Annotated in this window: 24 protein-coding genes and 2 pseudogenes; 2 read left to right on the top strand and 24 right to left on the bottom strand. The window is 70.5% G+C overall.

Features of this window, described 5'->3' with window-relative positions; translation table 11 throughout:
• From JNW87_RS17945 to JNW87_RS17835, 23 genes and pseudogenes are all read right to left on the bottom strand, one after another.
• Nucleotides 1–196 (bottom strand): DUF1707 domain-containing protein (locus JNW87_RS17945; protein WP_238454093.1); only part of this gene is annotated, 196 nt, incomplete at its 3' end.
• A 290-nt stretch (nt 197–486) separates the two neighbouring features.
• Nucleotides 487–1,338, bottom strand: coding sequence for a type I methionyl aminopeptidase (gene map, locus JNW87_RS17940; RefSeq protein WP_109801287.1), 852 nt, complete (start codon nt 1,336–1,338; stop codon nt 487–489).
• Between the two features lie 91 nt (nt 1,339–1,429).
• Complete coding sequence (locus JNW87_RS17935; protein WP_089012511.1) at nt 1,430–2,083, bottom strand: adenylate kinase; 654 nt, start codon at nt 2,081–2,083, stop codon at nt 1,430–1,432.
• Nucleotides 2,084–3,412, bottom strand: a complete 1,329-nt coding sequence (secY, locus tag JNW87_RS17930; RefSeq protein ID WP_109801288.1) for a preprotein translocase subunit SecY — start codon at nt 3,410–3,412, stop codon at nt 2,084–2,086.
• Nucleotides 3,413–3,647: 235 nt separating this feature from the next.
• On the bottom strand, nt 3,648–4,091 hold the full coding sequence (gene rplO, locus JNW87_RS17925; protein ID WP_109801289.1) for a 50S ribosomal protein L15: 444 nt from the start codon (nt 4,089–4,091) through the stop codon (nt 3,648–3,650).
• On the bottom strand, nt 4,091–4,273 hold the full coding sequence (rpmD, locus tag JNW87_RS17920) for a 50S ribosomal protein L30 (RefSeq protein WP_012015110.1): 183 nt from the start codon (nt 4,271–4,273) through the stop codon (nt 4,091–4,093). Before rpmD ends, rplO begins: the two co-directional genes overlap by 1 nt.
• Nucleotides 4,273–4,887, bottom strand: a complete 615-nt coding sequence (gene rpsE, locus JNW87_RS17915) for a 30S ribosomal protein S5 (protein WP_109801290.1) — start codon at nt 4,885–4,887, stop codon at nt 4,273–4,275. The genes rpmD and rpsE overlap by 1 nt, the downstream gene beginning before the upstream one ends.
• 33 nt (nt 4,888–4,920) lie before the next feature.
• Nucleotides 4,921–5,310, bottom strand: a complete 390-nt coding sequence (rplR, locus tag JNW87_RS17910; RefSeq protein ID WP_109801291.1) for a 50S ribosomal protein L18 — start codon at nt 5,308–5,310, stop codon at nt 4,921–4,923.
• Entirely contained in the window at nt 5,307–5,849 is a 543-nt protein-coding gene (gene rplF, locus JNW87_RS17905; RefSeq protein WP_109801292.1) for a 50S ribosomal protein L6, read from the bottom strand. Before rplF ends, rplR begins: the two co-directional genes overlap by 4 nt.
• A gap of 16 nt (nt 5,850–5,865) precedes the next feature.
• Nucleotides 5,866–6,273: a 30S ribosomal protein S8 gene (gene rpsH, locus JNW87_RS17900; protein ID WP_007465270.1), complete on the bottom strand. Its 408-nt coding sequence runs from the start codon at nt 6,271–6,273 to the stop codon at nt 5,866–5,868.
• A gap of 95 nt (nt 6,274–6,368) precedes the next feature.
• Nucleotides 6,369–6,554 carry a type Z 30S ribosomal protein S14 gene (locus tag JNW87_RS17895; RefSeq protein ID WP_007465272.1) on the bottom strand — a complete coding sequence of 62 codons (186 nt, stop codon included), beginning with the start codon at nt 6,552–6,554 and terminating at the stop codon, nt 6,369–6,371.
• Nucleotide 6,555: 1 nt separating this feature from the next.
• Complete coding sequence (rplE, locus tag JNW87_RS17890) at nt 6,556–7,125, bottom strand: 50S ribosomal protein L5 (RefSeq protein WP_073834925.1); 570 nt, start codon at nt 7,123–7,125, stop codon at nt 6,556–6,558.
• Entirely contained in the window at nt 7,125–7,445 is a 321-nt protein-coding gene (gene rplX / locus JNW87_RS17885) for a 50S ribosomal protein L24 (protein WP_007465276.1), read from the bottom strand. Before rplX ends, rplE begins: the two co-directional genes overlap by 1 nt.
• Nucleotides 7,442–7,810 carry a 50S ribosomal protein L14 gene (rplN, locus tag JNW87_RS17880; RefSeq protein WP_007465279.1) on the bottom strand — a complete coding sequence of 123 codons (369 nt, stop codon included), beginning with the start codon at nt 7,808–7,810 and terminating at the stop codon, nt 7,442–7,444. Before rplN ends, rplX begins: the two co-directional genes overlap by 4 nt.
• Before the next feature lie 97 nt (nt 7,811–7,907).
• A complete protein-coding gene (rpsQ, locus tag JNW87_RS17875) occupies nt 7,908–8,186 on the bottom strand; it encodes a 30S ribosomal protein S17 (protein WP_109801293.1) in 279 nt (92 codons plus the stop codon).
• A 31-nt stretch (nt 8,187–8,217) separates the two neighbouring features.
• Complete coding sequence (gene rpmC, locus JNW87_RS17870) at nt 8,218–8,397, bottom strand: 50S ribosomal protein L29 (RefSeq protein WP_238454092.1); 180 nt, start codon at nt 8,395–8,397, stop codon at nt 8,218–8,220.
• Nucleotides 8,381–8,635: pseudogene (locus JNW87_RS17865) on the bottom strand (Tn3 family transposase); the annotation flags it as partial. The gene rpmC and the pseudogene JNW87_RS17865, both read right to left, overlap by 17 nt.
• 507 nt (nt 8,636–9,142) lie before the next feature.
• A pseudogene (locus JNW87_RS40705) lies at nt 9,143–9,250 on the bottom strand (uridylate kinase); the annotation flags it as partial.
• 367 nt (nt 9,251–9,617) lie between these two features.
• The gene (locus JNW87_RS17855; RefSeq protein ID WP_109805530.1) at nt 9,618–10,103 is read right to left on the bottom strand and encodes a hypothetical protein; all 486 of its coding nucleotides are present in this window, start codon (nt 10,101–10,103) and stop codon (nt 9,618–9,620) included.
• 427 nt (nt 10,104–10,530) lie between these two features.
• Entirely contained in the window at nt 10,531–13,521 is a 2,991-nt protein-coding gene (locus tag JNW87_RS17850; protein WP_238454090.1) for a glycosyltransferase, read from the bottom strand.
• Between the two features lie 38 nt (nt 13,522–13,559).
• Entirely contained in the window at nt 13,560–13,853 is a 294-nt protein-coding gene (locus JNW87_RS17845; RefSeq protein ID WP_238454089.1) for a hypothetical protein, read from the bottom strand.
• A gap of 805 nt (nt 13,854–14,658) precedes the next feature.
• On the bottom strand, nt 14,659–15,135 hold the full coding sequence (locus JNW87_RS17840; RefSeq protein WP_238454088.1) for an HNH endonuclease: 477 nt from the start codon (nt 15,133–15,135) through the stop codon (nt 14,659–14,661).
• A gap of 38 nt (nt 15,136–15,173) precedes the next feature.
• A complete protein-coding gene (locus JNW87_RS17835) occupies nt 15,174–16,220 on the bottom strand; it encodes a LacI family DNA-binding transcriptional regulator (RefSeq protein ID WP_109805656.1) in 1,047 nt (348 codons plus the stop codon).
• 281 nt (nt 16,221–16,501) lie between these two features.
• Here JNW87_RS17835 and JNW87_RS17830 point away from each other — a divergent pair, with 281 nt between their 5' ends.
• Both JNW87_RS17830 and JNW87_RS17825 read left to right on the top strand, forming a co-directional pair.
• Nucleotides 16,502–17,458, top strand: coding sequence for a LamG-like jellyroll fold domain-containing protein (locus JNW87_RS17830; RefSeq protein WP_109805657.1), 957 nt, complete (start codon nt 16,502–16,504; stop codon nt 17,456–17,458).
• A gap of 38 nt (nt 17,459–17,496) precedes the next feature.
• Nucleotides 17,497–19,599 (top strand): PQQ-dependent sugar dehydrogenase, encoded by a 2,103-nt coding sequence (locus tag JNW87_RS17825; RefSeq protein ID WP_238454087.1) that lies wholly within the window; start codon nt 17,497–17,499, stop codon nt 19,597–19,599.
• Here the strand turns inward: JNW87_RS17825 and JNW87_RS17820 are convergent.
• The coding region (locus JNW87_RS17820; RefSeq protein WP_238454086.1) for a glycerate kinase at nt 19,574–20,389 on the bottom strand (816 nt) is incomplete at its 5' end. The two genes, JNW87_RS17825 and JNW87_RS17820, sit on opposite strands and share 26 nt — an antisense overlap.

Here is a 20,389-nt window from a genome sequence, read left to right as displayed (position 1 = left end):
GGTCCACCGGCGCCGTCCGGGGAGGTCCGGCCAGGACCTGGCCCAGTTCCCCGTACGTCTTCGCACCGTAGGCCCGTTGCAGCCGCTCGTCGTACTCGAACAGGTCGATCCGGCCCTCTTCGAGCGCGACCCGGAGCCGGTCCGCCGTCTCCTGCCGGTCCGCGTCGGCCGCCCGCATCCCGTCCCGCCCGTCCATGCCGGCAAGCATGCCACCGTTCCGCCACCGGCGGGCAACCGGCGGCCGCGGCCGCAGCCGGATCCGGACAACGGGGACCAAGGGGCCCGGAGACCCCATCGCCGCGGCGCGGCCGATGCGTTCGCGACATCAGCTCCACAGCGCCCGCGACAGGAGCGTCCCGGGACGGCGGCCATCCCTCTCCGCCGCTAGTGCCGACGGGTGAAGCTCACCGGATCAGGCGTCGGCGGCAGCCCGGGCCCTGATCCACGGCAGGCGTCCGACGGCAGCCCGGGCCCGACGGTCGGCCGTCAGCGCGCCGGGGAGTCGGCGGACTGGCGAGCGGTCACCAGGTCGCCGAGGCGGGCGCGGCCGCCGTCCTCCGCGGTCAGCACCCAGACGCCGTCGTCCAGCAGCGCCATCGAGTGCTCGACGTGCGCCGCCATCGACCGGTCCCGGGTCACCACCGTCCAGCCGTCGCCCAGCTCCACCGTGCGCGGCGAACCCATGGTGATCATCGGCTCGATCGCCAGCGCCAGCCCGGGGACGAGGCGGGGGCCCTTGCCCGGCCGCCCGTGGTTGAGCACGTGCGGGTCCTGGTGCATCTCGGTGCCGATGCCGTGGCCGCCGTACCCGTCGACGATGCCGTACCGGCCGCCCTTGCGGACCGCGCTCTCCACGGCGTGCGAGATGTCGGTGAGTCGGCCCTTGCCGCTCGCCGCGCCCCGGGCGGCGGCGGCGATCCCGGCCCACATGGCGTCCTCGGCGACCGCGGCCATCTTCAGCAGGGCCGGGTCGACCTCGCCGACGCCGACGGTGATGGCGGCGTCGCCGTGCCAGCCGTTCAGCACGGCGCCACAGTCGATCGAGATCAGGTCCCCCTCGCGGAGCACCTGCTGCGATGACGGGATCGCGTGCACGACCTGCTCGTTGACCGAGGAGCAGATGGACGCCGGAAAGCCGTGGTAGCCCTTGAACGACGGGATCGCGCCGGCCCCGCGGATGGTCGACTCGGCAATCGCGTCGAGGTCGGCGGTGCTGACCCCGGGAGCGACCGCCTCCCGCATCAGACGCAGCGCACGGGCGACCACCAGACCGGCGGCCCGCATCTTCTCGATCTGGTCTGGGGTCTTCAGCTGGATGTCCAGCTGGGGACGACGCATCGGAGCCGTAACCTTTCGTCGCGCGGAACAGCGGGGCACGTCGGACGTACCCCGCTGTTCGCACTCTATCCGCCGGAGATCCGGCGGGACGTCAGCCGCCGTACGAGCGCAGGGCGTCGATGGCGCGGACGGTGACGTCCTCCACCGGCCCGGTCGCGTCGATGCCGACGAGCTTGCCCTGGGCGCCGTAGTAGTCGACCAGCGGCGCGGTCTTCTCCGCGTACTCCCGGAGGCGGGCGGCGATGGTCTCCGGCTTGTCGTCGTCGCGCTGGAACAGCTCGGCGCCGCAGCGGTCGCAGACGCCCTCGCGGGTGGTCGCGTCGAACTCGACGTGCCAGATCTTGCCGCAGCCCCGGCAGGTACGCCGGCCGGAGAGCCGTCGGATCACCTCGTCGTCGTCGACGACCAGTTCCAGCACCAGGTCGAGCGCCGTGCCGAGGTCGGCGAGGAGCTTGTCCAGCGCGGCGGCCTGCGGCGTGGTGCGCGGGAAGCCGTCGAGCAGGAAACCCTCGGCGGCGTCCGGCTCGGCGAGCCGGTCCCGCACCATGTTGATGGTGACCTCGTCCGGGACCAGCTTGCCGGCGTCCATGTAGCGCTTGGCCTCGACTCCCAGGGGCGTGCCCTGGGAGACGTTGGCCCGGAAGATGTCACCGGTCGAGATCTTCGGCACCGAGAGGTGGGCGGCGATGAACTCCGCCTGTGTGCCCTTGCCCGCGCCCGGCGGGCCAACCAGAACGAGTCGCATCTACCGCAGGAACCCTTCGTAGTTCCGCTGCATGAGTTGGCTCTCGATCTGCTTCACGGTCTCCAGACCGACGCCGACCATGATGAGCACAGCGGTGCCGCCGAACGGGAAGTTCTGGAACTGCTGGTTGTCCAGCCAGATGAAGAAGAAGTTCGGCAGGATCGCGATGATGCCCAGGTAGAGCGCGCCCGGCAGGGTGATCCGGCTGAGGATGAAGTCGAGGTACTCGGCGGTCGGCTTGCCGGGGCGGATGCCCGGCACGAAACCGCCGTACTTCTTCATGTTGTCCGCGACCTCAGTCGGGTTGAACGTGATGGACACGTAGAAGTACGTGAAGAAGATGATCAGCAGGAAGTAGATCGCGATGTGTTCCGGCGCGCTCGCCTTGACGATGTGGTTCTGGATCCAGGCCTGGGTCTTGCCCGGGTCGGTCTGGTTGAAGAACTGGAGCGCGAGCTGCGGCAGGTAGAGCAGCGACGAGGCGAAGATGACCGGGATCACACCGGCCTGGTTCACCTTGAGCGGGATGTAGGTGGAGGTGCCGCCGTACATCCGCCGGCCGATCATGCGCTTGGCGTACTGCACCGGGATCCGGCGCTGGGCCTGCTCGATGAAGGTGACCGCGGTGATGACCAGCAGGACCAGGACGATGACCAGGGCGAACATCCCCCAGCCCTTGGTGGTCTTGATCTTCCAGCCCTCGCTGGGCAGCCGGGCCGCGATCGAGGTGAAGATCAGCACGGACATGCCGTTGCCGACACCCCGGTCGGTGATCAGCTCACCGAGCCACATCACCACGCCGGTGCCGGCGGTCATCGTCATGACCAGGATGGTCAGGGTCAGCCAGTCCGGGATGCCGGTGTCCCGGGGGACGATCGGGAACTGGTCACAGCGGTTCTGGAACAGCTGCCCGGAGCGGGCCAGCGCCACGAACGCCGAGGACTGGAGGATGCCCAGGCCCAGCGTCAGGTAGCGGGTGTACTGGGTGATCTTCGCCTGACCGGCCTGGCCCTCCTTGCGGAGCTGCTCCAGCCGCGGGATGACCACCGTCAGCAGCTGCAGGATGATCGACGCGGTGATGTAGGGCATGATGCCCAGCGCGAAGACCGAGAGCTGCAGCAGCGCGCCGCCGGAGAAGAGGTCCAGCAGGTTCAGCACGCCAGTGCCGCTGCCCTGGATGGTGTCGAGACACTTCTGCACGTTGCCGTACGAGACACCCGGGCTCGGCAGCGTTGCGCCGAGCCGGTAGACCGCGATGATGCCTACTGTGAACAGCAGCTTCTTGCGCAGGTCAGGCGTACGGAACGCACTGAGAAAGGCGGACAGCAACTTCTTCCTCCTGCGCGACGCGGGCCGCCGGTCATGATCCCTGGCGGAGCGGGGTGGGTGCCGGGCGAGTGCCCGATATCCATAGCTGGGATGGGACTCTAACAGTCCGCCCCCGGTCCGGGCAGATGTGCCCGGCTACATAAACCGAATCCGATGTTACCCGGCGCACACGCACCAGGTAGACCATGGCGCCCGCCCAGTCGGTCACAACTGAGCGGGCGCCACGGGTCCTGCCTTACAGCTCGGTGACGGAGCCACCGGCGGCGGTGATCTTCTCCTTGGCCGACGCGCTGAACGCGTGCGCCGACACCTGGAGGGCCACCCCGCCGAGGTCGCCGGTGCCGAGGACCTTGACCGGCTGGCCCTTGCGGACCGCGCCGGCCTCGACCAGCTCGATCGGGCCGACCTGGCCGCCGTTCGGGAAGAGCTCGGCGAGCCGGTCCAGGTTGACCACCTGGAAGACGACCTTGAACTTGTTCTTGAAGCCCTTCAGCTTCGGCAGGCGCATGTGGATGGGCATCTGCCCACCCTCGAACGCTGCCGAGACGTTCTTGCGGGCCTTGGTGCCCTTGGTGCCGCGACCGGCGGTCTTGCCCTTGGAGCCCTCACCGCGACCCACGCGGGTCTTCGCGGTCTTGGCACCGGGCGCCGGGCGCAGGTGGTGGACCTTGATCGTCATTACTCGACCTCCTCGACCTTCACGAGGTGGTTGACCGTGAAGATCATGCCGCGGATCTCCGGACGATCCTCCTTGACCACCACGTCGTTGATCCGCTTGAGACCGAGCGAACGCAGCGAGTCACGCTGGTTCTGCTTGGTCCCGATCTCGGACCGGACCTGGGTGACCTTCAGGCGAGCCATCAGGAAGCCACCCCCGCCCGCGACGCCAGCATGGCGGCCGGCGCGACGTCCTCGACCGGCAGACCACGACGGGCCGCGACCTGCTCCGGGGACTCGAGCCCCTTCAGGGCCGCCACCGTGGCGTGCACGATGTTGATCGGGTTCGACGAGCCGAGGCTCTTGGAGAGCACGTCGTGGATGCCCGCGCACTCCAGCACGGCACGCACCGGACCACCGGCGATGACGCCCGTACCGGCCGAGGCCGGCTTGAGCAGCACCACACCGGCCGCGGCCTCGCCCTGCACCGGGTGCGGGATCGACTGGCCGATCCGCGGCACCTTGAAGAAGTGCTTCTTGGCCTCCTCGACACCCTTGGCGATCGCCGCGGGCACCTCCTTGGCCTTTCCATAGCCCACACCGACGGTGCCGTCGCCGTCGCCCACGATCACCAGGGCGGTGAAGCTGAAGCGACGACCACCCTTCACGACCTTGGCGACGCGGTTGATCGCGACGACCCGCTCGAGGTGCGGGGTCTTCTCGACGGGCGCGTTTCCGCGGCCGCCCTCACGGCGGTTGTCGCGGCGACCACCCTCGTTGCCACCGGACCCGCCGCCACGGCGCTGTTGACCTGGCATCAGCAGCCTTCCTTCTCTCTCGTGACGGGGTTTCTAGAACTCGAGCCCGGCTTCGCGGGCGGCGTCGGCAAGCGCGGCGACCCGCCCCGCGTACCGGTTGCCACCGCGGTCGAAGACGACCTTCGAGATGCCGGCGGCCTTGGCCCGCTCGGCGAGCAGCGCGCCGACCTTGCCGGCCAGGGCGCTCTTGTCGCCCTCGGCGCCGCGCAGCGAGGCGTCCAGGGTCGAGGCCGACGCCAGGGTGTGACCCTTGGTGTCGTCCACGATCTGGGCGACGATGTGCCGCAGGGAGCGGGTGACGACCAGGCGGGGACGCTCGGTGGTGCCGCTGATGTTCTTGCGGACCCGGAAGTGCCGGCGCGCACGCCCGACGGCGCGCTTGGCGGCGACGCCGCGGCGGCGCTTGAGCAGCGTGGCGCTCACTTCTTACCTGCCTTTCCAGCCTTGCGGCGGATGATCTCGCCCTGGTACTTGACGCCCTTGCCCTTGTAGGGCTCCGGCGGGCGGATCTTCCGGATGTTGGCGGCGACCTCGCCGACCTGCTGCTTGTCGATGCCGGCCACGTGGAACAGGGTCGGCCGCTCCACCGTGAAGGTGATGCCGTCCGGGGCGGGCACCAGCACCGGGTGCGAGAACCCGAGCGCGAACTCCAGGTCCTTGCCCTTGGCGGTGACGCGGTAACCGGTGCCGGCGATCTCGAGGCTCTTGCGGTAGCCCTCGGTGACCCCGACGATCATGTTGGCGACCAGCGTACGGCTCAGGCCGTGCAGCTCCTTCGCCTTGCGCTCGTCGTTCGGCCGGTTGACGTGCAGCTCGCCGTCCTCGCCCCGCTCCGCCGTGATCGGCTCGGCCAGGACGTGGCTCAGCTCGCCCTTCGGGCCCTTGACCTTGACGGTCTGGCCCTCGATCGTGATCTCGACGCCGGCTGGCACCGGGATCGACTTACGTCCAATACGCGACATTTCTACCTGTCTCCCGTTACCAGACGAAGGCGAGGACTTCCCCGCCAACGCTCCGCTTGCGGGCCTGCCGGTCGGTGAGCAGCCCCTGGGACGTCGAAATGATCGCCACGCCCAGCCCGCCGAGCACCCGCGGGAGCCCGTCCGACTTGGCGTACACCCGGAGACCGGGCTTGGACACGCGCTTGATGCCGGCCAGGCTCCGCTCGCGGTTCTGGCCGTACTTCAGCTCGACGACCAGTCGCTTGCCGACGGCGCCCTCTTCGGGCTCCTCGACCGACCAGGTGGCGATGTAACCCTCGGCCTTGAGGACCTCGGCGATGTTCGCCTTGATCTTCGAGTAGGGCATCTTCACCTGGTCGTGGTACGCCTGGTTGGCGTTACGCAGACGCGTGAGCATGTCTGCGATCGGGTCGGTCATCGTCATGAATTCGTCAACCTTTCTCGCCGGGGTTCCCCGGGCATTGCCCGGGGCCTACGGCGAAGAGACAGTTCAGCCAACGCGCAGAGCGCGCCGAGCTATTACCAGGAAGCCTTGGACACGCCGGGCAGCTCACCGCGGTGGGCCATCTCCCGGATGCACACCCGGCAGAGACCGAACTTGCGGTAGACCGCCTTCGGACGCCCGCACCGCTGGCAGCGGGTGTACGCGCGAACCGAGAACTTCGGCTTCGCGGCCGCCTTGATGATCAGCGCCTTCTTGGCCATCTCAGTTCTCCTTGAACGGGAAGCCCAGGAGCTTGAGCAGCGCCCGGCCCTCGTCGTCGGTCGTGGCGGTCGTGACCACCGTGATGTCCATGCCCCGCTGGCGATCGATCTTGTCCTGGTCGATCTCGTGGAACACCGACTGCTCGGTCAGACCGAACGTGTAGTTGCCGTGCCCGTCGAGCTTGCGCCCGTCCAGGCCGCGGAAGTCGCGGATACGCGGCAGCGCGATGGACAGCAGCCGGTCCAGGAACTCCCACATCCGGTCGCCGCGCAGGGTCACCTTCGCGCCGATCGGCATGCCCTCACGCAGCTTGAACTGCGCGATGGACTTGGTCGCCCGCCGCACCTGCGGCTTCTGGCCGGTGATCGTGGCGAGGTCGCGGACCGCGCCGTCGATCAGCTTGGCGTCCCGAGCGGCCTCGCCGACACCCATGTTGACGACGATCTTGACCAGCCGCGGCACCTGCATGGGGTTGCCGTAGTTGTGCTGCTTCTGCAGCTCGGCCACGATCTCGTTGCGGTACCGCTCCTTGAGGCGCGGCATGGTCTTGGTTTCGGTAGCCGTGGTCATCACAGGTCCTTACCGGTGCTACGCGCGATGCGGACCTTCTGGCCGTTGTCGTCGATCCGGTAACCGACCCGGGTCGGCTTCCCGTCGGAGTCCAGGACCTGCACGTTCGAGACGTGGATCGGGGCCTCCTGGGTGACGATGCCACCGGTCTTGGCGCCACGCTGGGTGGTGCTGATGCGGGTGTGCTTCTTGACCCGGTTCACGCCCTCGACCAGGACCTTGTCCTGCCGCGGGTAGGCCGCGATGACCTTACCCTTGGCACCCTTGTCCTTGCCGGCGATGACGACGACCGTGTCGCCCTTCTTGACCTTCACGGTCACAACACCTCCGGCGCGAGAGAGATGATCTTCATGAACCGCTTGTCCCGCAGCTCGCGACCCACCGGGCCGAAGATACGGGTACCGCGCGGGTCCCCACCGTCCTTGATGATGACGGCGGCGTTCTCGTCGAAGCGGATGTACGACCCGTCCGGCCGCCGCCTCTCCTTGGCGGTGCGAACGACGACGGCCTTGACGACGTCGCCCTTCTTCACACCGGCACCGGGGATCGCGTCCTTGACGGTGGCCACGATGACGTCGCCGATGCTCGCGTAGCGCCGACCGGAGCCACCGAGAACCCGGATGCACAGGATCTCCCGGGCACCCGTGTTGTCGGCGACGCGCAGTCGCGACTCCTGCTGAATCACGTCTATCTCCTATGTCTGCCGGTTCTCCGGCCGCCCGGAGGCGGCCGGAGCCTGGCGGAACCTGCGCCCGACCATGCCGGCCGAGCTCGAGCCTTCGCTACTTGGCCTTCTCGAGGATCTCCACGAGCCGCCAACGCTTGGTGGCGGAGAGCGGCCGGGTCTCCATGATCAGGACCCGGTCGCCGATCCCGGCGGAGTTCTGCTCGTCGTGCACCTTCAGCTTGCTGGTCCGGCGCATGATCTTGCCGTACAGCGCGTGCTTGACCCGGTCCTCGACCTCGACCACGACGGTCTTTTCCATCTTGTCGCTGACCACGAGGCCCTCACGAACCTTGCGACGCGAGCGCTGGGCGCTCGCCGTGGTGTTCTCGCTCATGCTCGAGCCCCCTTACCCTCGCTCCGCTCGCTCACGAAGTCACCTCAGTCGGCGCGGCCGAGAGACCCAGCTCGCGCTCACGCATGATCGTGTAGATCCGGGCGATCTCCCGACGGATGACCTGCAGCCGCCGGTTGTTGTCCAGCTGCCCGGTTGCGGCCTGCACGCGGAGGTTGAACAGCTCCGCCTTGGCCTCACGCCGGGTCATCATCGCCGCCGGCCGGATCCGCGGCGGTCGTGGCGCGCAGGGCGAGCCGGTTGGCCATGTTGAGGCGCACCTCGCCGTACGGGGAGATGTTGGTCCAGAACAGCGGGGTCAGGCCGCGCCGGTCGGCGGCCCCGAGTTCGACCAGGCCCTCGGCGAGGACATCCTGGACCATCAGGGTGTTGACGTACACCACGGCGGCCTGCAGCACCCGCAGGCACAGCACGGACAGTTCCTGCTCGTCGCGGCGCGATGCTTCGCGAGCAGGTCCCGCTCAGCACCGACCAACGTCCAGTGCTCAACCAGGTCCCCAAGATTCAAAGAGGAACGATTCACAGCGGCAGATCATCCCGGCGACGCACCCCGGCAGAAGATCCAAAACCTAGATCAACTTTTTGGCGCCGGGTGTCTCCGTCCTTACCAACACCCCGACCTGCGTCACGCCCAACCGTGCCCGCTCGGCCATTAACGGATTACCGGTAACAGCAATCCGTCAAATCAAGCGGACAAAGCGGTCATAAGGCGGCTACATCATAATGACAGTTCTTGTGCATAAGGACTCACGCTGGTGTCATCGCCATCCCGCAGGCTAGGAGCTTCCAGCTGTCGACCGCCACTTGACCTGAGGCACTGCCAAGAGAGCTGGAGGTATCCCGGCTCTCTGCCAAGAAGGTTGAGGCACCCGAGGCGTCTCGGCGTGGGTCGACGAGTGTGGGGGTCTTCGCGTCCTTGGGGGACCTGCAGCCTGTATGCCGGCGGCGGGCGGCCCGTCGACGGCGACTCGCAGTGGGTGCGCGGTTGTGACGGACTCGATCGCCTCGGCCAGCCGGTCAAGGAGTTTGCCGCGGCTGCCTTTCACAGCCGCCGGACGCGCAGCACGCAGGTCAGCATCGGGAGGGTGAACTCGCCGTCCGCAGTCTCCGGTCTGCTCGCAAGGAAAGCGCGAGCCTGGCCTCTCGCTCCCGTTCCGGCATTCTTTGGCAGACGACACCAGCGGGGGGACGTGAGAGCAGCGCGGCCTGCAACGGGTAGTGACCCGTCCCGCGTGTTATGTCCCGTTCATGCCTATCAGTCACCTGTGTCGGTTATGCTGCCGAGCATGACCACAGTGATTCCGGTGGCGCCTGCTGCGCCACCCTGACGGCCCAGGCCGCGCCTGACGCTCAACCCGACGTCCGAGCAGGGCATCGGGTCAGCGAGGACGCCGAGCTGTGCCGCGCGTCCGGTCAGTGTCCGAGGCGGCAGTGGGGGACCGCCGCGGACATTGTTCTGCCCGGCCGTCTGCTGTTGCCGGCCAGCGCCACGTCGACGAAGGCTCCGACCCCGACCTGCGCGGCGTCCGCCAGGTGGGCGATCAGCAGCAGTCGACACCGGGTGTGCTCCGGCTCGCCGAGCACGTCGGCGGCCGGTGGTCGATCGCCACCAGGAATGACCGCGGCCAGCAGCGCGCGGTCCACCTCGGGTAGCCAGGCCGCGGAGCGGTCGACCTGCGCCGCCAGCAGTGGCCAGGGGTCCCGTCCCTCCGGGTCGAGTTCCTCGGCCAGCAGCGCGGCGGTGTCCCTGAGGACCTGGCGCGCCCACGGTTGGGGCAGCCGCGACAGGCGGCCGATCGCGTTCTCGAAACCGGCGCGATCAGCCTGGTCGGCCGCGCGGACCCCGGCCACCACGGCGTTCCACAGTTCCTGCTCCGCCGGTGTTGGCGGGTTCCACATCACCAGTTCCTCTCGGTCGGTTGGCTGATCAGGCCGGGCGGCCGAGGCCCTTGGCGGCACCTCGACGTCGCGGTCGCGTCGCTCTCTCCTGCCAGGGGGTGGCCGGCACGGGCCCGTAGGAGGGCGAGACCCGTGCCGGCCGCGGTGATCACCCCAATCACCGTTTCCCGCCGGCGGCGGCTCAGCCGGATCGTGTGGTTCTCCGGCCGGGCCGCGGCGGCGTGCTACCGCACCGGACCATGCCCGCAGCTGCCGTCCCCGCGGCCATGGCCATCAGGCTGGCGGCGCCGGTACTGATCGAGCGTGTCCGGACGAGCGCCGGATAATCCCTGTCGTGGGGCGCTCGCTGCCGTGAGTCAAGTATAGGACAAAATGAACATGTTGTGACGTGTTCAGGCCGTTTCACGAATGTTTCGCCCTTTTTTGGTCAGCGCATGGCCGTCACCTTCTGCTGCCGTCTGTCGGACTGGGCGCCGACGGCCGGACGACCTGCCGACCGGGGTGCCCGGCCCCGGCTGATCGCTCCCGTCGGGCGGCGCCCGGGCAGGAGGCGGGGCGGGCGCCGGGCGCTGAGGTCCTCGACCCAGCCGAGCGCCAGCACCAGGCCGGTGAGGATCATCAGCGCCACCACCAGGTAGCCCAGCTGGCCGACTCGCCAGAACCCGATCAGGTCACCCGCGGCGAAGCAGACCGTGATGGCGGCGTTGTGCCAGAGGTAGATGGTCAGGGCGCGGCTGTTCAACACGGTCACCAGCCGGTCGAGCGGCCGGATCCGGGCCAGCCAGGTCATCGGCGGGTCGGCCCGCACCAGCAGCAGCACGAATCCGAGCGACCAGAACGCCTGCGCCACCGGTACGTCGTTGAGGTCGAGCCCCGCCTCCGGGTGGGTGGCGAGCCAGCCGACCGCGAGCCCCAGGCACAGGGCCACCAGGGCCAGCAGGTACGGCAGCGAGAGCCGCCGCAACCGGCCGTCACGGTGCGCGAAGCCCACGAGCCAGCAGGCGCCGAACGTGGCCAGGTCGGTCAGCACCGATTCCGCCGGCCCGCTCGCCGACGGCGCCGCGGTCTGCAGCAGCACCACGCCGGCCAGCGGAGCGAGCACGGACCCCACCGGCCAGCGCCGGTACAGCGCCAGCATCGCGGGGGAGAGCAGCACGAGCCACAGGTACGTCACGAGGTACCACAACACGCCCGTGACGTCCGCCGCCCACTGGCTGCCCGGCGGCTGCACCAGCGGGATCAGCCAGCTCAGCAGCGCCGGCCAGGCCGGCCGGCTGGTCCAGCCGTGCCAGATCATCAGGGGCAGCAGCACGAGGCCCAGGGCCCACAGCCCCGGCAGCAGGCGCCGGAACCGGCTGCTGATCGCCCGCTTCGGCGAGCGGTCGAGCGAAGCGGCCATCAGGGAGCCGCCCAGCGCGAACATCACGCCCATGGCGGGGAAGGCGAAGCTCAGCCAGGCGGCGCCGAACATGTGGTAGGCGAAGACCCGGCCCAGCGCCAGCGCCCGCAGGGTGTCGAACCAGCGGTCCCGCCCCCCGCGTCCGCCCGTCGCGACGTCCGTCGGTTGTGGTGCGGCGAGGAGGTGGTCGTCCGCCACGTCGCCGGCCCGCTTGAGTTTGCGCCAGCCCAGCCGGGTTCCGGTCAGCGCGGTCACCACGGACCGGGCCAGGACCAGGTACATCAGCTGGCGGTAGGCGAACTGCTGGATCGGCAGGGCCAGCAGTGGGCGCAGCGGTTCCCGGTCGAGCCGGAAGGCCACCGCGGCGGTCAGCGTCTGCACGACCAGCATCGCCGCCCACGCGACGGCGGTCTTCTTCATGTCCAGGAAGAAGAGGCCATAGACGGCGAGCAGGTCCAGCACCGGACCGAGCAGGGGCAGCGCCACACCGAACAGGGCGAGCATGGGCAGGCCGAAGCGGCCGAACCGGCCCGAGGCGCCCCGGTCGAGCATCGCGCCCCGGTGCTTCCACATCGCCTGCATGGTGCCGTAGCTCCACCGGTAGCGCTGCCGGCACAGGTCGCTCACCGACGCGGGCGCCTCCGTCCAGGCGCAGGCGCGGTCCTGGTACACCACCCGCCATCCGGCGCGGAGGATCGCCATGGTGATGTCGGTGTCCTCGGCCAGGGTGTCGCCGCTCATTCCGCCGGCGCTGATCAGGGCGCGGCGGCGGAAGGCCCCGATCGCTCCCGGCGCGGTCGGCATGCAGCCCAGCACGTCGTACAACCGGCGGTCCAGGTTGAAGCCGATGACGTACTCGATGTGCTGCCACTGGCCGAGCAGCCGCCGCCGGTTGGCCACCTTGACGTTGCCCGCCACCGCGCCGATCCGCGGGTCGGTGAACGGCTCGATCAGCCGCCGGACCGCGTCCGGCTCGAAGACGGTGTCCGCGTCGACGGTCACGATGATGTCGTGCGAGGCGTACAGGAACCCGGTGTTCAGGGCGCTCGCCTTGCCGCCGTTGGGCTTGCGGATCACGCGGACGCCGTCGAGGCCGAGCGCGTCGACGAGGTCGGCGGTGCCGTCGGTCGAACCGTCGTCGACCACGATCACCTCGAGGTCCCGGTGGTCGCTGGCGACCAGCGAACGGACCGTGGCGACGATGCCGGCCCGTTCGTTGTACGCGGGCACCACCACCGACACCGGCGCGCTGACCACCCCCCAGGGCCAGCGGTGCACCCGCCTGCGGCGGGCGAGCCGCCGGGCGAGCAGGAGCAGCAGCAGCGTCCGGGCCAGGACGAGGATCCCGACCGCCACGAAGAGCAGGGCGAGGCCACGCAGGATCAGGTCGGCCAGCCGGATCGCCCAGATGACGGGGGCCGCCTGCCAGCGGTCCGCGGTCGAAGAGGGGGCGTTGCCGACCAGGGCGGCGGTACTCTGCTGCGCCCGGTCGATCCCGTCGCTCACCGTGGTGAAGGTGTAGCCGCGCGCCCGCATGAGCGGGATGAACCGGTCCAGCGCCGCGATGGTCTGCGACCGGTCTCCACCGGCGTCGTGCAGCAGCACCACGGCGCCCGCTCCGTCCGCCGGGGTCATGTTGCGCACGATCGCGTCCACACCGGGTCGGGCCCAGTCCTCGCCGTCGAGGTCGTTCACCACGGTCAGGTAGCCGAGCCGGGCGGCCTCCCGGATCACCGGCCAGTTCGCGTCGTCGACGGCGCTGGGCACGGACGAGTAGGGGAACCGCAGCAGGCTGGTCCGGACGCCGGCCGCGTCCACGATCGCCATCTGGGTCTGCGCGTACTCCATCCGCTGCCGCCACGGGGGCAGCAGGCTCACGTCCGGGTGTGTGAAGGTGTGCACGCCCAGTTCGTTCCCCTCGGCGACGGCCCGTCGGGCCAGGTCCCGGTGCCGGGCCACCTGTGAACCGATCACGAAGAACGTGGCCGGGGCCCGGTGCCGGCGCAGGACGTCGAGCACTCGGGGGGTCCAGACCGGGTCCGGCCCGTCGTCGAAGGTCAGGGCGATGGTCTTCGCGGCAGCCGGTAGGAGTGGGGTTGGTCGCCCCGGGCGTCGAGCACCGGCCCGCCGTCGAGCACGGCGGTCGGGACGCTGAACTGATCCTCGGCCTCGCGTACGTGGTCCGGTCTGAACCGGGCGTTCGCGTACGCCTCCACCAGCAGCACGCACACGACCGCGGTCACCAGGGACGCGCAGACGAACCGCCCGGTCCGGAGACCGAGGAGGCCGGACCGGTGCTCCCCGGTGCGGTCGGGGGCGTGCCGGTGACGCCGGCGGTTGGTCAGGATCATCCCGTCGTCCCGGGTCCGAGCTCAGGGGTGGTCGCTGGGGTCACGGTGGGCATCGGTCCGTCGCCGGTTCCGGCCGGGGAGGACGGGGTCGGTGAGGCGGTGGCAGGCGGTGTCGAGGCCTGGGGCGGCGGGGCCGGCCGAGTCGTCCGGATCGGTGGTGCGGTGGACGGTCGGCTGCCCCGGTCGGGCGAGCGGCCGTACGCGGGAACGGGCGGGTGGATCGGCGGCGCGGTCGTGGCCGGCGCACTACTCCGGACCGGTTCCGGGGCGGCCGGGAGCCGCCTGGTGTCCACGGTGTCCTGCGGTTCTGGGACGACGCGCGGAGACGGACCGTCGAGCGGCGACGGTGCCGTGACCGGCTGGTCTCCGGTCCCGTCGCCCGGGGCGCCGCCGACGGAGAGCGGACGGGGCTGCTTCGGCGCGGACGGGCCGGGGAGCAGGGCGCCCGCGGCCATGGGGAAGTAGCTCAGCGAGGCGACTGCGACCAGCACGCCCGCGCGTCGGATCCGCCGGCGACGGTTGCCGGTGACGTCGACGAACACCGGTTGACCGGGTCGGGTCAGGACGGTCGGCGGTGTGCGCTGTGGGCGATCGGGCAACCCATCGAAAGAGATGTCAAGAGCCACCGGTTGAGGTTATGAGGAGCTTGTCCGGGTATGTCCTGATCCCAGACACAGGTGCTCCGCGAATGTTTCACCATTCGTATATCCGGAAAGATGCCCCCAGAGAGCACCAGACAGGACGACAAGGCATTGAGTAAAGAAACAGGATGAAGAGCGACAAAGGTCCGCCACGTCGGCGGATCTCAGGCGGATGCCGACAGGCCGCGGCCGTGCGTCGCTCTCGCGGTGACGATCTCGGCGGCCCGATGTTGCCGCCAGCGCCGCTGGGCCTCCCGGTTGCACAGCCGGCACACCCGGCGGTAGCGCCCCGTCGCCTCGTCGATCTCCCGCTCGTGACCGTTGCGACACCGCGGTTCCTGCCGCCGGCCCCGGCAGCTCTCCGCCCGGGTGGCCTGACGCAGGTGGGTGGGCTCGATGCAGTCCAGGCTGGCGCAGCGGTGGTCGACGTCCAGCGCCGGGTCGTAGCCGCCGACGAAGACCACGTACGCGGCGATGTGCGCCCACGCCCGGCCGGCGACCTTCTGGTGGACACCGCGGCGGGCGCCGTACCCGCGCACGATCAGGCAGCCGTCGTCGCGGCGTACCGAGCGGTCGACCAGGTGGGAGCGCAGGCTCTCCTCGGTAAAATGCCGGGACAGGCCGGGCACCCTCGACAGCATCGCGTCACTGTACGCGGCCTGCCGTCCGCCGCCCGGGTTCAACCGCCCGCGGGGAGCCGCAGAGCGGGACCGGTCGAGTCCCGTACGACCAGGGTGTGGCCGGTGGGGCGACGGCGGGGGCGCACCGAGCGGGGTTTGAGGGCGAGGGTGAGCGCCATCCGGCCCATGTCGGTCATCGGCAGTCGTACGGTCGTCAGGCTCGGCGCGAGGTCGGCGGCCACGGACACGTCGTCGAAGCCGACGACGGAGATCCGGTCGGGTACGGGGATGCGGTGGGCTCGCAGCGTCGACAGCACCCCGATGGCCATCGCGTCGTTGAGCGCGATGATCGCGGTGGTCTCGGGGTGGTCGCGCAGGATCTGCTCGGCGGCGACCCGGCCGCCGTCGCGGGTGAAATCGCAGTGGACGACGGGGAGGCCGTCGAGGGAGAGGTCGCGCTGGCGCAGCGCGGCGGACACCCCGGCGAGCCGGTCGGCCACTGTGGTGAGTCCCGCGGTGCCCGCGGCGACTGCGATCCGCCGGTGGCCGAGCTCCAGCAGATGCGTGGCGAGCGCGCGTCCGCCGGCCTCGTTGTCCGGCATCACCGCGTCGACCCCGAGCGAGTGCCGTCCGATGACGGCGACCCGCCCCCCGAGCTTCTGGAAGGCCGACAGTTCGGTCCGCGCCTCGGCCTCGATGCGCGGGTCGTCGTAGCCGGAGCCGGCGATCAGGATGATCCCCACCCGCTGCGCGATGAGGTGCCGGAGCTGGCGGAGCTCGTAGTCGGGGTCGCGGCCGGAGTGCGAGATCTGGACGAGCAGGCCCTCCTCGGCGGCGACCTCGATGACGCCGCTGGCGATCTCCGAGAAGTACGGGTCGTCGACCTGGTGGACGATCAGGCCCACCGTGGAGCTGGCGCCGCCGGCGAGGGTGCGGGCGTAGGGGTTGGCGACGTATCCGAGTTCCCGGGAGATCTGCCGGACGCGGCGGGCGACCTCTTCGCTGACACCGTCGCGGCCGGACAGGGCTCGGGAGGCGGTGGCCAGCGACACGCCGGCACGCTCGGCCACGTCGATGAGGCGCAGCCGGGGACCGGGCTTGGGCATCCGCAACTCCTAGGGGACATCGATCCGCACCGCGCTCTTGCCTGTGGCGCAAGGCACAGCATAGGCTACGAAAGCGCTTACGTAAGCGCTTACGTACTCGTAGTGAAGCAGCTGCCCGGCCGGCACTCGCCGACCTGACCTCGGCCGTCCGCCGGTGTGGACAGCCATCCGTCCTGTCCAGACGTGACCCCAACTCCAGCGGCACGAACCCGGTTCGCACGCCGCACGCCGGCGCTTCCGAAAGTGCCCGCCACCGCGCACCGACGAAGGGAACACCTCCCATGAGAAGACCGAGACGGCTCGCCGTCGCCACCGCCGCCCTGCTGGCGGCCGGCCTGACGGCGGCCGCCGGGGCGAGTCCCGCCCAGGCGGACCGGGACCGCCCGCACGACGTCCACCCGGCCCTGCGCTCGCACCTGGTCGCCTTCTACGACTTCGACCACCCCGTGGAGGGCGACGTCGCGCTCGAGCGCGACCAGGGCCGCTCCGGCACCGAGATCGAGCTGATCAACGGTGGCTCGGCCATGCGGGTGCCCGACCAGGCGTACAAGGGCAGCGGCAACGCGTTGCAGACCCGGCAGGTCAACCCCGAGGTGACCGGCAACGACGACTGGAAGGCCGGGACCTGGTCGGCCAGCGGCGTACGGACGCTGCGCGCGTTCAGCGGCGCCGAGGGTACGACCGTGATGGGCTGGTTCAAGCGGGAGATGGACGGCCCGGCGCTCAACTCCACCACCGCCAACCCCACCGACCGGTTCAACGCCATCGGGTTGGCCGGCGTGCTGACCGGCGACTCCGACGGCCACGGCGTGCGGGCCCTGCTCGAGCTCATCGACGTCAACGGCGAGCTGCGACTGGTCGCCCTCGGCCGGCGCCTCGACGGCGGCAACTCGCAGACGTTCGCCGCGAGCGAGGACTGGCGGACCCTGCTGCCCAAGGGCGAGTGGGTGCACCTCGCCGCCACCTACGACTTCACCACCGGCACCATGGCGCTCTACCGCAACGGTGAGCCGGTCGACGGCTTCTACACGCGCAACGACGACCCGTGGCAGGTGTCGGGGCCCGGCCCGCACGTCACCACCGCCTCCGACCCCCGCGGCATCAAGATCGGCGGGAGCTTCCCGCAGAACACGCTGGAGCGGAACCCGTGCGACTGCCGCATGGACGCCCTCATGTTCCTCGACAGCGTGATCCCGGCGGGCGACATCGCCAAGCAGTACCGCTACATGGCCCGCTGACCATCCTCGGCACCGTCCCACCGAGAAGGAGAACCCGCGTGTTCATTCGCGCTGGCAGCACCGGCAGGCTCCGTAGAGCCGCGCTGACGGCCGGAGTCACTGCCGCCACCCTCGTCCTGTCCACCCTGGTCGCGGCGCCCGCCCGGGCCGCCGGGGCGATCTACGACCCGATTCCCGAGATGCCGACCCAGTCCCGGCTGGGCCTGGTCCTGCAGGAGTACGCCAGCTTCCCGCAGTCGTCGCCCAACCCGGCCCCGGTCGACCAGCGGCTGATGCGGAAGGCCCGGATCAACACCATCACCGAGCTGCCCGACGGCTCCGGTCGCCGCGCGGTACCGGACCTCAACGGCAACCTCTACCTCGTCGAAAACGGCGTGCCGCACGTCTACCTGGACGTGGCCGCGACGTTCGCGCCGCAGTTCTTCTCCGGCCGCGGTCTCGGCCAAGGCTTCGGGTACGTCGCGTTCCACCCGGACTTCGGCCGCAACGGCCGGTTCTACACCATCCACACCGAGCAGGCGTCCCTCGCCACGAGGACCCCGGACTACGCCCAGCCGAACACCATCTACCAGGGCGTCATCACCGAGTGGACGGCGATCGACCCGGCCGCGGACACCTTCTCCGGCACTCACCGGGAGGTCCTGCGCATCGGGTTCGGCGGCCAGATCCACGGCATCCAGGAGATCAACTTCGACCCGACCGCGAAGCCGCACGAGAGCGACTACGGGCTGCTGTACCTGGCGGTCGGCGACGGCGGGCAGGGCGCGCGCAACACCGACCCGCAGAACATGGGCATGCCGCACGGCAAGCTGCTGCGTATCGACCCGCAGGGCAGCAACTCGCCCAACGGCCGGTACGGCATCCCGGCGGCCAACCCGTTCGTGGGGCAGGCCGGCGCGCTCGGCGAGATCTACGCCGTCGGCTTCCGCGACCCGCACCGGTTCAGCTGGGACCGGGCCACCGGCCGGATGTACCTGGGCCACATCGGCGAGCACGCCATCGAGTCGATCTACGAGGTCCGGGCCGGCGACAACTTCGGCTGGAGCGAGCGTGAGGGCTCGTTCGTCTTCGACAAGACGGCCACGAACCCCTGCGACAAGCTCTACCCGCTGCCCGCCGACGACGAGAAGTACGGCTACACCTACCCGGTGGCCGCGTACGACCACGATCCCGCGCCCGGGTGGAACTGCACCTCGGACGTCGGTGTCGCGGTGGCCGGCGGGTTCGTCTACCGCGGGCACGAGCTGCCGGCCCTGCAGGGCAAGTACGTCTTCGGTGACCTCGTCGACGGCCGCATCCTCTACACCGAGGCGCACGAGATGCGCCGCGGTCAGGGGCTCGCCACGATCCACCGGCTGGCCCTGTTCACCGCGGCGGGTGCGCCGGTCCGGATGCAGGACCTCTCCGCGCCCGGCGCGCCGGGCGACCCCAACCGGGTCGACCTGCGCTTCGGCACCGACGCGGCGGGCGAGCTCTACATCCTCGCCAAGGCCAACGGGAAGATCTGGAAGGTGGTCGGCACCAGGACGGTGGCGGACGGCGACGTCGGCGACACCAAGCTGGTCCACACCGGCGGTGCGGAGAACTGGGCGCCGGTGACGCCGTCGAAGTGGCAGTTCGACGGCGACGAGGTGATCCTCGCCGAGGCCGGCGCCAGCCGGCCGGGTCCGCGCCGGCCGTTCGAGTACGCCGTGCTGACCGCCGGGCCGGTCTGGTCGTCGGTCGAGATCGAGGCCCGGGTCCGGCTCGACACGCCGGTGGAGGTCACCAACCGGGACGTCATCATCGTCTTCGGTTGGCAGTCGGACACGCAGTTCTACTACGCCCACCTGTCGACCGACAACACGATCTACCCGCACAACGGCATCTTCAAGGTGAACAACGCCGACCGGGAACGCATCGAGGTCCAGTGGAACGGGCGGTCGCGCGGGGCGAACCCGGCGATCACCGACGCCGACTGGCACAAGGTGCGGGTCGTGCACCTGCCGGCCACCGGGGAGATCGCGGTGTACGTCGACGGGAGCAACGATCCGCTGATGACCGCGAAGGACACCACGTTCGGCTCGGGTCGGGTGGGCTTCGGCTCCTTCGACAACGTCGGCCGCCTGCGTCACCTCACGGTGCAGGGGACGCCGGCCTGAACCACCCGGTGGGGGACGGCGCCGGCCAGGCGTCGTCCCCCACCGCCGTGTCGGAAGCCGCCCGGGTCCCCGAGAGCGGTTCCCCGACAGGGCGGGCCGTCAGCTGCCGCCGAGGCGCTGTGCCATGACGCTGCCGGCCTCGATCAGCCAGGTCGTCGGATCGCCCAACGCGGCCGCCACCGATCCGGCCAGGTCGACGAGTGCGACAGCCTGGGCGACGGAGCCGGGCACCGGGCCGGTCACCTGGCCGGCGGCCACGCCGACCGGGCACCCCGGCCGCGTCGGCCTGGTCCAGCAGCGAGCCCACGACCTTGCCGGTCAGTGAGGTCCGGTCGAAGTGCCCCTCGCCGGTGATGACGACATCGGCGCGGGCGAGGGCGTCCGCCAGTCCGACCAGGGCGGCGATCGTCCGGGCCCCCGGCATGATCCGGGCACCCCAGAGGGTGGCCAGGCCGTAGGAGGTGCCGCCGGCCGCGCCGGCGCCCGGCTGGTCGGGGTCGCCGCCGGTCAGCTCGGCGAACCGGAGCAGGGCCCGGTCCAGCAGCCCGATGTCGGTCGGCCGTGCGCCCTTCTGCGGGCCGTACGTGGCCGCGGCCCCGGTCGGCCCGGCCAGCGGCGCCGTCACGTCGACCAACAGTTGCGTCCCGCCGGGCGGCGGCGGGAGCAGGCCGCCGGTGTCGACGCGGGCCAGGTTGACCAGCGCCCCGCCGCCGAGCGGCAGGTCCCGGCCCCACGCGTCGCGCAGTCGCAGGCCCGGGGCACGCAGGCGCCCGTCCCGGCGTCGGTCGAC

This window comes from Micromonospora sp. ATA51 (assembly GCF_016802855.1).
Taxonomy (GTDB): domain Bacteria; phylum Actinomycetota; class Actinomycetes; order Mycobacteriales; family Micromonosporaceae; genus Micromonospora; species Micromonospora sicca.
This window is presented reverse-complemented; position numbering and strand designations above follow the sequence as displayed.

What these genes read in the sequence shown, in the direction of transcription:
- JNW87_RS17855 (WP_109805530.1), bottom strand. Translation starts at nt 10,103, where the DNA reads ATGTGGAACCCGCCAACACCGGCGGAGCAGGAACTGTGGAACGCCGTG.
- rpmC (WP_238454092.1), bottom strand. Translation starts at nt 8,397, where the DNA reads ATGATGACCCGGCGTGAGGCCAAGGCGGAGCTGTTCAACCTCCGCGTG.
- rplF (WP_109801292.1), bottom strand. Translation starts at nt 5,849, where the DNA reads ATGTCGCGTATTGGACGTAAGTCGATCCCGGTGCCAGCCGGCGTCGAG.
- rpsH (WP_007465270.1), bottom strand. Translation starts at nt 6,273, where the DNA reads ATGACGATGACCGACCCGATCGCAGACATGCTCACGCGTCTGCGTAAC.
- rplO (WP_109801289.1), bottom strand. Translation starts at nt 4,091, where the DNA reads ATGACGATCAAGGTCCACCACCTGCGCCCGGCGCCCGGTGCCAAGACC.
- rpsE (WP_109801290.1), bottom strand. Translation starts at nt 4,887, where the DNA reads ATGCCAGGTCAACAGCGCCGTGGCGGCGGGTCCGGTGGCAACGAGGGT.
- rpmD (WP_012015110.1), bottom strand. Translation starts at nt 4,273, where the DNA reads ATGGCTCGCCTGAAGGTCACCCAGGTCCGGTCCGAGATCGGGACCAAG.
- JNW87_RS17935 (WP_089012511.1), bottom strand. Translation starts at nt 2,083, where the DNA reads ATGCGACTCGTTCTGGTTGGCCCGCCGGGCGCGGGCAAGGGCACACAG.
- JNW87_RS17830 (WP_109805657.1), top strand. Translation starts at nt 16,502, where the DNA reads ATGAGAAGACCGAGACGGCTCGCCGTCGCCACCGCCGCCCTGCTGGCG.
- rpsQ (WP_109801293.1), bottom strand. Translation starts at nt 8,186, where the DNA reads ATGAGCGAGAACACCACGGCGAGCGCCCAGCGCTCGCGTCGCAAGGTT.
- JNW87_RS17840 (WP_238454088.1), bottom strand. Translation starts at nt 15,135, where the DNA reads ATGCTGTCGAGGGTGCCCGGCCTGTCCCGGCATTTTACCGAGGAGAGC.
- map (WP_109801287.1), bottom strand. Translation starts at nt 1,338, where the DNA reads ATGCGTCGTCCCCAGCTGGACATCCAGCTGAAGACCCCAGACCAGATC.
- JNW87_RS17895 (WP_007465272.1), bottom strand. Translation starts at nt 6,554, where the DNA reads ATGGCCAAGAAGGCGCTGATCATCAAGGCGGCCGCGAAGCCGAAGTTC.
- JNW87_RS17835 (WP_109805656.1), bottom strand. Translation starts at nt 16,220, where the DNA reads ATGCCCAAGCCCGGTCCCCGGCTGCGCCTCATCGACGTGGCCGAGCGT.
- rplE (WP_073834925.1), bottom strand. Translation starts at nt 7,125, where the DNA reads ATGACCACGGCTACCGAAACCAAGACCATGCCGCGCCTCAAGGAGCGG.
- JNW87_RS17845 (WP_238454089.1), bottom strand. Translation starts at nt 13,853, where the DNA reads ATGATCCTGACCAACCGCCGGCGTCACCGGCACGCCCCCGACCGCACC.